The sequence below is a fragment of the Nocardia sp. CA-145437 genome, from assembly GCF_050956485.1.
Lineage (GTDB): Bacteria > Actinomycetota > Actinomycetes > Mycobacteriales > Mycobacteriaceae > Nocardia.
Genome location: NZ_CP191204.1, coordinates 1,648,578 through 1,658,339, shown reverse-complemented (window position 1 = coordinate 1,658,339; position 9,762 = coordinate 1,648,578). Strand labels below are relative to the sequence as shown.

The window sequence follows — 9,762 nt, the reverse complement described above, 5'->3', positions numbered from 1 at the left end:
CGTAGCCGTGCGATCGGAACAGGTTGGTAATCCGTTGGTAATTCAGTTATTTCGACCACACCGCGGTGCCGGTGGCCCGTTCACGGATCTCCGCGTGCAGCGCGGCGACATGCTCGTTGATGAAGAAATGGCCCCCGCGAAACTCGCGCAACTCGAACCCGCCGTGCGTGTGCGTCCGCCATTCGGCCATCTCGGCGACGGTGGTCTTGGGGTCGATGTTCCCGGTGAACGCCGTTATCCCGCAGCGCACCCGAGGCCCGTCGGTCCACCGGTAACGTTCGATGGCCCGGTAGTCGCCACGGATGACGGGTAGCACCATGGCGGCGATCTCCGGATCGGCGAGCGCGACGGCGTCGGTCGCGCCCAGGCGGACGACATCGTCGAGCAGCTCGGCGTCATCGGCCAGGTAGGTGCGCTCGTCGCGGCTGGTGGCGGGGGCGCGCCGGCCGGAGACGAACAGTTCGGTGAGCCGGGTCCCGGACCGTTCCAGTCGCAGCGCGACCTCGAAGGCGAGGATCGCGCCCATGCTGTGCCCGAAGAACGCGGTGGGCCGGTCCAGCCACGGAAGCAACTCCGCGGCAATGTGATCGGCGAGCCGATCGATATCGTCGACGACCGTTTCGGTGCGGCGTTCCTGGCGGCCGGGATATTGCACGGCGAGCACGTCGATTTCGGGTGCGAGGGCCTGCATCCATTGGAAGAAATAGCTCGCGGCTCCGCCCGCGTACGGAAAGCAAACCAATCGGTGCGGGGCGTCGGGCGCCGGACCGAATCGGCGAATCCACGCGTTCGGAGAAGGGTTGCCGGACAGACGTTTTTCCATCACACGAATTCCCTTGTCGTATACCGAACGGTTTCGCGCCGGGCGCCGGGAAGGGGTACCCGGCGCCCGGCGCGAACCGATCAGGAGGAGTGTCAGCCCATCAGGCCCAGCTGCTGCGACATCTCGAAGTTGTCGTAGCTGATGCGCCAGTAGCTGATCAGGCCGTCACGGAACTCGTAGGTGTCCATGCCCTCCAGATCGAACGTGCGCCCGGTGGCCGCGACCGGCTCCTCCGGGTGCTCCGGCGGCCAGCCGGAGATGCCGCCGGACAGGGTGCCCATGCCGTGCCACGGCACCACGATGCGGTTGCCGTCCAGGGACACCAGCGGCGCGCCGGTGGCCTCGAACCGCATGTCCGGGAACGCCTTGTAGGTGATCTGGGCGAAGAGGCGGAAGTCGTCGTGCCCCTTGCTGAACCGGCCGAACATGGCCGGGTCCTCGACCAGGATGTCGTCGGTGCACATGGCCAGCTGCGCGTCGATGTCGGCGGAGTTGACCGCCTTGTACCAAGCGCCCATGAAGTCGCCGATGGTGTCGGCGTCGGGCAGCGCGCCGCCCAGCCCGGCGCGGGCCTTGCGGTAGCGGTCGTCGAAGTACTCGATCTTCTCGAGCGAGGTCATCGGATGCCTCCAGGGTGATCCGGTAGTGCGGTCAGTTGTCGCCGCGAACGGCCAGGGCGTGGGTGAAGAGGCCGCGCGGATCCCACGTCGCCTTGATCTCCCGCAGGCGCGGCAGGGCGTCGCCGAAGTACAGCTCCTGCCACGGAATCGGCGCGGTGTACAGCGCCGGGTCCAGCGGATCGGTGTCGGTGTAGTTCAGGACCGCGCCGTCGTTGGCGCCGCCCCGTCCCGGCACTCCACCGGTCGCGGCGTAGACGTCGGCGTAGAAGCGGCGCAGCCAGGCCAGCTGGGCCGCGTCCTCCTCCGGCGTCGCCCACATCACGATGTAGAGCATCTTGATGATCGAATCCCGCTGCGGGGACGCGGTTTCCGCGGCCTCGACGGTGTTGACGTGACCGCCGTACCCGGCGATCTCCACCAGGGTGGCGGGGTTGTCGAACGCCGGATCGGTGAGGTTGCGGTACAGCGCCGCCACCTGGTCGGCGGGCAGCGCGGTGCGCAGGTAGGCCGACTTGGCCTTGAAGCGCCCCTTGCCTTCCCAGCCGTCGCCGCCCAGATCCGCCCACGCGGTGACGTGGGAGATCCACTCGACCCGCTTGCGCGCGTCGACCCGGTAGGTGATGCCGGCGCCCTCGGCCATGGCGGCCAGGAACTCGTCGAGCAGCCGGTCGGCGTCCGGGGTGGCCGCGTCGATCTGCGAGGACATCAGGAACTCACCGGCCGAGATGTGGCGCGGCTTCAGCGCGCTGAACAGATTCACGTACGGCGAGTCGACGCCCGCGTGCTTCTCGTGCCAGGCGGTGAAGGTGGTGAGCAGCTTGCCGAACGCGTCCTCGGTCAGCTGATCCCAGGACCAGACGACCTCGGACACGATCAGTTCCCGTGGAGCCGAGGGCAACTGGTCGGCCGGCTCGGCGCCCGTCGCGCCGGGCGCGCGCAGCCAGAACTTGGTGGCCAGCCCGTAGGTGCCGCCACCGCCGCCGGTGTGCGCCCACCACAGGTCCCGGTTCGGGTCGTCGGCCCGCCGGGTCGCCACGACCTTGCGGGCCTTGCCGTCGGCGTCCGCGACGACGACCTCGACGGCCTCGAGGTAGTCGACGAGATGCCCGAACTGACGCGACAGCGGACCGTAGCCCGCGTTGGTCATCTGCCCGCCCAGCGCGACCGGCGGACCGATCCCGGCCGGGACGGTGACCTGCCAGCCGTCGTACAGCTTCTGGTACAGGTCGGCGGTGCTGACGCCGGGGCCCACCGCGAACGCGGACAGCTCGGCGTCGTAGTCGACCGAATTCAGTTGCGACGCACTGATGATGACCTGGATGTCCGGGTTGACGATCAGGTCCTCGTAGCACGCGCCACTGCTCTGCAGCGCGAACCGCACGCCGCGATCGAGTACGTGCTGCACCGCCGCCACGGCCTCGTCGGCCGTCTTGGGCAGCAGCACGTACTCGGGCGCGCCACTCCATCGGCCGTTGAAGCTGGCCGCGAGCACGCCGTAGCGCTCGTCGTCCGGGGTCACCCGTTCGACGTCGAAGGTGTCGATCATGGTGTGTCTCTCCTTCTGTCCGTTCAGGCGATCGGCGCCAGGCGGGCGCCCTCCGCGTCGCGAATCTCGAGGCACACGTCGCGCAGGGCGACGATCAGCCGGTCGATATCGGACGTGGTGAGGTGGACCGACGGCTCGAACCGCAGGGTGTAGACCGCGCTCGAGGTGGGGAAGGTGCGAATGTTGTGCTCACGCAACAGGAAACCCGAGACGTAGTAGCCGAAGAAGCCACTGCCGTCGAGTTCCCGCAGCACCTGCGAGTCCGCCTCGGCCAGGTTCGCGAACTCCAGACCGGCCATCAGGCCGCGGCCGCGCACGTCCGCGATGACGGTCGGGAACTCGGCCCGCAGCCCGCGCAGCGCGGTCAGCAGCTCCGAACCCCGTTGCGCCGCCGTGCGATACACCTCGCCGTCGTTCGCCTCGAGCACGCCGAGCACCTTCTCCGCCATCAGGCAGGAGAAGCTGTCCTTGGCGAAGGTCGAGCTGTGCATCATCTCGAAGTCGCGCAGGTACCGCGACTCGCGCACCAGCAGCACCGCGGCCTTGGCGATACCGCCGCCCAGGCTCTTGGCCATGGCGTAGTAGTCGCCGCGCAGACCCAGATGGCTGCTGGACAGGAACGCGCCGGTCCGGCCCATTCCGGCCTGGATCTCGTCGACGACCACCGGGATGCCGAGGTCGGCGGCGACCCGGTTGACGTCCTTGGCGAATTCCACCGGCACCTCGTGGATGCCGCCCTCGCCCAGGATCGGTTCCAGCACCAGGGCGCAGAACACCGGGAACGACCGCGGCGTCACGCGCACCCGGCCGTCGGCGATCTCCAGGTCGTGCAGGTCGCGCCGTTCGGCGGCGACGATCTCGTCGAGCGCGCCGGGCTGGTCCATCGGGACGAACCGGGCCTGGGCGGCCAGCGCCGAGAACACCGACCGGTAGATCGGGTTGTAGGTGAGCTGGACGCTGCCCGCGAGCTTGCCGTGGAAGGATCCGACGGGGCTCAGGAACAGCGGCGTGCTCGCGAACAACGCGTCGTTGTGCGCGGATGCCGCGGCCACCAGGGCCTCGATATCGCCCGACGCCCGCCCGTCCGCGACGGCGGCGCGCGCGGCCTCGACATTGGCCTCGAGTTCGGCCCGCAGCCCGGCGATCCGCGCGAAGCGTTCGAACTCGGCGTGCTTCATGGCGGCCTCGATGGCCTCCGCACCACTGTTGGCGAAGATCGCGAAGTAGTTCTCGTCGTCGTCCAGCTCGCGCCGGATGATCGAATTCAGCTGGGACACCACGCGATTGGCGTACGAGTGGCGTGAGAACTGGGCGTGGATCGGCGTCTGACCGGCCAGCAGTTCGCGGGCGTGCTCGATCAGCTCGGGATTGCTGTGCCCGAGCAGCGTCGAACCGTAGCCGCCGACGAAGTCGAGGACGGCGATCTCCTGACCGTCCTTGCGGTAGTACAGGGTGTCGGCCTCACCGCGGGTGTACTCGACATCGAGCCCGGCCGTGGCCAGCACCCCGAGCAGATACGGTTCGGCGTAGTCCGGTGCGTTCTCGATCGTGGTCATCGGCTCTGGACCTCTCCGGCGCGCACCAGGTTCAAGATCTCTCCCGCAACGGTTTCCGGCGCCTGCTGCGGCTGCCAGTGCGAGGTCTTCTCCAGCGTGACCAGCCGGTACGGGCCGGTGACGTGCTGGGCGGTCTCGGTGACCGCGAGCTTGCTGACGGCGGTGTCGGTGACGCTCCAGACGAAGGTCGTCGGGACGGTCACCGGCCCGAAGCCGAACGGCTCGCCGAGCAGGTTGTTGGCGCGGTACCAGTTCAGCGCCGCCTCGAGCACGGCCGGGTCGCTGTGCTTGGTGACGTAGCGGCTCACCTGTTCCGGGGTCAGCACGCCCTCCCCCGCCTGGGCGAACCACGCCCACAGCTGGGCGGCCTCGTCGGCGAGGAACTGCGCGCCGGAGTCGGCCGACATGAGGAATTCGACGTATTGCGAGCTGTGCTGCTGCTCCTCGTCGACCCGGTAGGCGTGCTGGTAGGCGTCGAGGTGCGGGATGGCCAGCGCGACCAGGCTGCGCACCCGATCCGGGTGGCGCGCACCGAGATACCACGCGACCGCGGCGCCCCAGTCGTGACCGACCACGTGCGCGGACTCGACGCCCAGCGCGTCCAGGATGCCGAGCGCGTCGGCCACCAGCTTCGGCAGCGCGTAGTCGGCCACCTCGGCCGGCCGCGCGCCGTCGGAGTACCCGCGCTGATCCGGCGCGATGGTGCGCAGCCCGGCCTCGTGCAGGATGGGCGCCACCTCGTTCCAGGACTCGCGGCTGTGCGGGAAGCCGTGCAGCAGGAGCACGGCCGGGCCGTCGGCGGGACCGGCGATGTCGACGTCGAAGGTGAACTCGCCCAGGCTGATTCGTTCTACGGTCATGACTACTCCGCGAAGATCTTGGCTTCGAGGGCCGGCTCGTGCAGCACCGTGGCGGGATCGGCCAGGCCGATGACGCGCTGGTAGGCACGCGACACGTCGCCGTCGCGGGCGGCCGCGTCCTGGACCTTGGCGATGAAGGCGTGCGCCTCGAGGATCTCCGGGGTGCGCTCACCCTGGACCTCGGGGTAGCTCAGGTCGGCGCCGATCGCCATGTCCCAGCAGCCGTCGATGGCCTCGGCGGCCAGATCGCGGAAGTAGGCCAGCGGATCGATCTCGCCGTCGGCCTGGACGTGCTTGCGCAGCACGGCCGAACCCATGGCGGCGACCGTCATGCCCTGCGCGTAGCTGGGGTTGAAGCTGGCCACCGCGTCACCGATCACCAGGAAGCCGGCCGGGAAGGCGGTCATGCGCTGGTAGTGGCGGCGCAGGTTGGTGGGGAACTTGTAGGCGACCGGGTCGTTGAGCGGCACCGCCTGCTGCAGCGTCTCGTAGATGTCCGGCGCGGCAAGGGTCTTGATGAAGGCCAGGAAGCCCTCGGGATCGGTCGGCGGGTGGTCGCCGAGGATGCCGTAGGCGGTCACGATGGCCCGGCCGCCGTCGATCTTCTGGCAGATGCAGCCGCGCGGCACACCGGCCGAGGCGACGGTGTTGATCGAGATGTCGTCGCCGAATGCCTCGTCCGGGATGCGGTAGTACCGGGTGGCGTACCCCATGCCGATCTTGTGCTTCTCCTCCTCGACGCGGCCGAACTCGAGGTCGTCGAGCCACACCGAGGCGCGCGAACCGCGACCCGAGGCGTCGACCACCAGGTCGGCGGGGATCAGGGTCTCGTGCGAGTTCTCCGGGAACACCCACACACCGGCGATCCGCTTGCCGTCCTCGACCACCTCGAGGCGGCTGATGTCGGACTGCTCGGCCAGCTCCACGTTCGGCAGCGCCAGCACCCGCTCGCGGATGTGGCCCTCGAAGAACGGGCGGCTGGCGGTCAGGCAGACCAGGCCCGAGTCCACCTGAACCAGCTTCTTGCCATTGATGATCCAGCGCACGTCCTTGGACGCGTCGCCGATGGCCGCGCCGTCGGCGACCATCTTGTCGGTCAGGCCGGGGAACAGCTCCTCGGCGATCTGCTGGCCGCGCGAGAGCAGACCGTGCAGGTGGTGGCCCTGCGGCAGGCCGCGCCGCAGCAGGTTCGGACCGGTCAGGTGGTCCCGGTCGACAAGGGTTACCCGCTCGTACTTCTCGGCGAGCACGCGGGTGGCGAACAAACCGGCGAGCCCACCCCCCAATACGACGGCGCGGTTCTCTCCACGGGTGGTCATGGCCTGTCTCCTCTGCTCGTACCGCTCGTGCCAGTGGCTCACCGCCCGTTCGCGCGCGGCCACGGGGTGAACGTATCCACGGGCGGCTCACCGACCGGTCATCGTCGAGACACTGGGCACGAATAGTGCTGGTACGAGCCGCTTTTCGAGGTTCTGACTCAGTCCGCGCGGCGCACGTCGAGCACCGCCTTGCCGGGGACCCGGCGGCTCACCAGGGCGTCGGCGGCGCGCAGGTGGTCGGTCCAGTCGCCGCGCCAGCCGATGGCCAGATCCAGCTGCCCGCGTTCGGCCAGGCCGACCAGTTCGGCGAGCTCGCCGCCGAGCGGGGTGCCGATGACGAAGGTCTCGATCCGCGCGCGATCGACCCGCATGCGGGCCTCCTCGAAATCGATGAGGGTCGGCTGCTTCGAGGCCTTGCCGACCGCCACCACCGTGCCGCCGGTCTCGAGCCGCAGATAGGCGTCGGCCAGCTGCTGGCCGCCGACATTGTCGACCGCGCCGAAGACGCGGCCGCGCAAAGCCGCGGGACCGAGGATCACCTCGGTCGCGCCCAGCTCGACCAGACCCGCGCCACGGGCCGGACTGCCCACCGAGGCAACGACTTCGGCACCGGCGAGGTGCGCGAGCTGCACCGCGAACCGGCCGACGCCACCGGACGCGCCGGTCACCAGCACCCGGCGACCGGTGATGTCGCCGAGCCGACGGATCGCCTGCAAGGCGGTGACCGCGGCGACCGGAAGCGCCGCTGTCGCACCGAGATCCAGGGTGTCGGGCACCAGGGCCAGTTCCGCGGTGTCGACCGCGCGCTGCTCGGCCCAGGCGCCGCCCCAGCCGAAGGTCACCACGCGGCTGCCCGCGGGCGGACCCGAGCCGTCGGCCGCGGGAACCACGACGGTCCCCGCGGCGTCCCAGCCCGGAATCGTGCCGGTCGGCAGGTCCGGGACCCGGAAGGCGACCTCCCCGAAATTGAACGAGAACGCGGCGACGTCGATCAGCGCCTGCGACGGTCCCGGCGTCGGGGCGGGCGCGTCGCTCAGGCGCAGCATGTGCGGGGCGGCCTGGTCGTGGACGAGTGCCTTCATCTTCAGTGCTCCTCTTCTCAGGGGATCGGCGGACATGGTCCGGGCGCACGGCCGCCCCGATTCCGTCCCGGCCGGGATCGGAAATCGGGGCGGCCGTTGCGAATTCAGTTATGGGTGACGCTGCCCGGGGCCGGTGAGCGACTCGGCCCGGGGCCATGAGTCACTCAGCCCAGGGTCGGGTAGTCGGTGTAGCCGACGTGGTCGCCGCCGTAGAAGGTGGCCTCGTCGGGGGCGTTGAACGGGCCGCCGGCCTTGATGCGGGCGTCCAGGTCGGGGTTGGCCAGCCACAGGGTGGCCAGCGCGACCGCGTCCGCCACACCGGATTCCAGCGCCTGCTTGGCGGCGTCGACCGACGCCGGGAACGCCTCGGGGGTGGCGTGCGGGTTCAGGATGATGCTGTTGGAGAAGGCCGCGCGCAGCTTGGTGGTCAGCTCGCGGTCGCCGCCCTCCATGATGTGCACGTAGGCGATGTCCAGGTCGGACAGCTTGGTGAGCAGCTCGACGTACAGCGGGGCCGGGTCGGCCTCGACGATGTGGTTGAACGGGTTGCCGGGCGAGAGCCGGATACCGGTGCGGTCGGCGCCGATGGCCTCGGCGACCGCGGCCACCACCTCGGTGACGAAGCGGATGCGGTTGGCGATCGAGCCGCCGTAGTTGTCGGTGCGCAGGTTGGTGTTGTCGGCCAGGAACTGGTGCAGCAGATAGCCGTTCGCACCGTGGACCTCGACACCGTCGAAGCCGGCGGCGATGGCGTTGCGCGCGGCGGCCACGAAGTCGGCGATGGTGGTGGTGATGTCCTCGGCGGTCATCTCCCGGGGCTCCGGGTGGTCGATCATGCCGTTGGGGGTGAACAGCTGCTCACCGGAGACCACCGCGGACGGGGCCAGCGGCAGCGCGTTGTCCGGGTACAGCATCGGGTGGCCGATGCGGCCGCAGTGGGTCAGCTGCGCGATGATGCGGCCGCCCGCCTGGTGCACGGCGTCGGTGACCTGGCGCCAGGCCTCGGTCTGGGCCTCGTTGTGCAGACCCGGGGTCAGGAAGTAGCCCTGGCCGATGACGCTGGGCTGGATGCTCTCGCTGATGATCAGGCCGGCACTCGCGCGCTGCGTGTAGTACTCGGCGGTGAGCTCGGTGACGAGCCCATCCAGGGTGGCCCGGTTGCGGGTCATCGGCGCCATCACCAGACGGCTCGGCAGCTGCAACTGACCGATCGAGACCTGCTCGAACAGAGTGCTCACCTTGTACTCCTTGCTGGATCGAGTCGCGCGCCGGACTGGTGCGCGGAATTACTTGATTGGATCAAGCACCATGCTGGCACATGTGATTTATCCAATCAAGTACCTTCGTCAAGTCTTGGCTTAGAATTTTCTGCATGGCAGTACCGGCAGGTCCCGTGAGCACATCCACCGACGTCGAGCGCGTGATGTTCGAATTCGTGGACGCCTACAACCACGCCTTCGAGGACGCCGCCCGCGACCAGGGCATGAGCATGGCCCACGCCTGCGTACTCGGCCGGGTCGGCACACCCCGCGGAATGGGGGAACTGGCCGAGGAACTCGGCTGCGACGCCTCCAACATCACCCAGATCGTCACCCGGCTCGAGGCCCGCTCCCTGGTCCTGCGCCAACCCGACCCCGACGACCGGCGCTTCCGGCGCATCCAGCGCACGCCCGAGGGCGAAGCCGTCAACGACGCGTTCGAGGACTCCTTCGACTTCCCCCGCCGCGCGGTAGCCAATCTGACCCCCGACGAACAACAGCAACTGGCCGACCTTCTTCGCAAAGCACTCACCCCGCCCCGGTAACCACACCGGCGACGGACCCACCGAACTCACTGCGGCCCAACGCTACCCGCGGGCAAACACCCTGATCAATGCGTGACGATCTCACGCGCGCCGCTCTGACCTGCGCGAATGCTTCCTGATGTCCCGACGATGACCGGGCGATGACGCTCGCG

The 9,762-nt window shown here is 69.3% G+C and carries 9 protein-coding genes; 1 reads left to right on the top strand and 8 read right to left on the bottom strand.

The features are described from left to right. Nucleotides 1-46: 46 nt before the first annotated feature. The 8 genes from ACQPYY_RS07300 to ACQPYY_RS07265 all read right to left on the bottom strand — a co-directional run bounded on the left by ACQPYY_RS07300 (nucleotide 47) and on the right by ACQPYY_RS07265 (nucleotide 9,044). A complete protein-coding gene (locus tag ACQPYY_RS07300) occupies nucleotides 47-823 on the bottom strand; it encodes a thioesterase II family protein (RefSeq protein WP_379100873.1) in 777 nt (258 codons plus the stop codon). A 92-nt stretch (nucleotides 824-915) separates the two neighbouring features. Next, entirely contained in the window at nucleotides 916-1,443 is a 528-nt protein-coding gene (locus ACQPYY_RS07295; protein WP_433593182.1) for an ester cyclase, read from the bottom strand. 31 nt (nucleotides 1,444-1,474) lie between these two features. Next, nucleotides 1,475-2,989, bottom strand: a complete 1,515-nt coding sequence (locus ACQPYY_RS07290) for an FAD-binding oxidoreductase (RefSeq protein ID WP_433593181.1) — start codon at nucleotides 2,987-2,989, stop codon at nucleotides 1,475-1,477. Between the two features lie 23 nt (nucleotides 2,990-3,012). Then, nucleotides 3,013-4,545 carry an aspartate aminotransferase family protein gene (locus tag ACQPYY_RS07285; RefSeq protein ID WP_433593180.1) on the bottom strand — a complete coding sequence of 511 codons (1,533 nt, stop codon included), beginning with the start codon at nucleotides 4,543-4,545 and terminating at the stop codon, nucleotides 3,013-3,015. Further along, complete coding sequence (locus ACQPYY_RS07280) at nucleotides 4,542-5,405, bottom strand: alpha/beta fold hydrolase (RefSeq protein WP_433593179.1); 864 nt, start codon at nucleotides 5,403-5,405, stop codon at nucleotides 4,542-4,544. The genes ACQPYY_RS07285 and ACQPYY_RS07280 overlap by 4 nt, the downstream gene beginning before the upstream one ends. Nucleotides 5,406-5,407: 2 nt before the next feature. After that, nucleotides 5,408-6,724, bottom strand: coding sequence for an FAD-dependent oxidoreductase (locus ACQPYY_RS07275; protein WP_357284315.1), 1,317 nt, complete (start codon nucleotides 6,722-6,724; stop codon nucleotides 5,408-5,410). A 158-nt stretch (nucleotides 6,725-6,882) separates the two neighbouring features. Further along, nucleotides 6,883-7,806 carry a zinc-binding dehydrogenase gene (locus ACQPYY_RS07270; protein ID WP_379100858.1) on the bottom strand — a complete coding sequence of 308 codons (924 nt, stop codon included), beginning with the start codon at nucleotides 7,804-7,806 and terminating at the stop codon, nucleotides 6,883-6,885. Between the two features lie 164 nt (nucleotides 7,807-7,970). Then, complete coding sequence (locus ACQPYY_RS07265) at nucleotides 7,971-9,044, bottom strand: alkene reductase (protein WP_433593178.1); 1,074 nt, start codon at nucleotides 9,042-9,044, stop codon at nucleotides 7,971-7,973. 134 nt (nucleotides 9,045-9,178) lie between these two features. Here ACQPYY_RS07265 and ACQPYY_RS07260 point away from each other — a divergent pair, with 134 nt between their 5' ends. Next, a complete protein-coding gene (locus tag ACQPYY_RS07260; RefSeq protein ID WP_433593177.1) occupies nucleotides 9,179-9,610 on the top strand; it encodes a MarR family winged helix-turn-helix transcriptional regulator in 432 nt (143 codons plus the stop codon). The last annotated feature ends 152 nt before the right edge of the window (nucleotides 9,611-9,762 follow it).

Coding starts and splice junctions, on each gene's coding strand:
- ACQPYY_RS07260 (WP_433593177.1), top strand. CDS start 9,179: ATGGCAGTACCGGCAGGTCCCGTGAGCACATCCACCGACGTCGAGCGC.
- ACQPYY_RS07275 (WP_357284315.1), bottom strand. CDS start 6,724: ATGACCACCCGTGGAGAGAACCGCGCCGTCGTATTGGGGGGTGGGCTC.
- ACQPYY_RS07280 (WP_433593179.1), bottom strand. CDS start 5,405: ATGACCGTAGAACGAATCAGCCTGGGCGAGTTCACCTTCGACGTCGAC.
- ACQPYY_RS07290 (WP_433593181.1), bottom strand. CDS start 2,989: ATGATCGACACCTTCGACGTCGAACGGGTGACCCCGGACGACGAGCGC.
- ACQPYY_RS07285 (WP_433593180.1), bottom strand. CDS start 4,545: ATGACCACGATCGAGAACGCACCGGACTACGCCGAACCGTATCTGCTC.
- ACQPYY_RS07295 (WP_433593182.1), bottom strand. CDS start 1,443: ATGACCTCGCTCGAGAAGATCGAGTACTTCGACGACCGCTACCGCAAG.
- ACQPYY_RS07300 (WP_379100873.1), bottom strand. CDS start 823: ATGGAAAAACGTCTGTCCGGCAACCCTTCTCCGAACGCGTGGATTCGC.
- ACQPYY_RS07270 (WP_379100858.1), bottom strand. CDS start 7,806: ATGAAGGCACTCGTCCACGACCAGGCCGCCCCGCACATGCTGCGCCTG.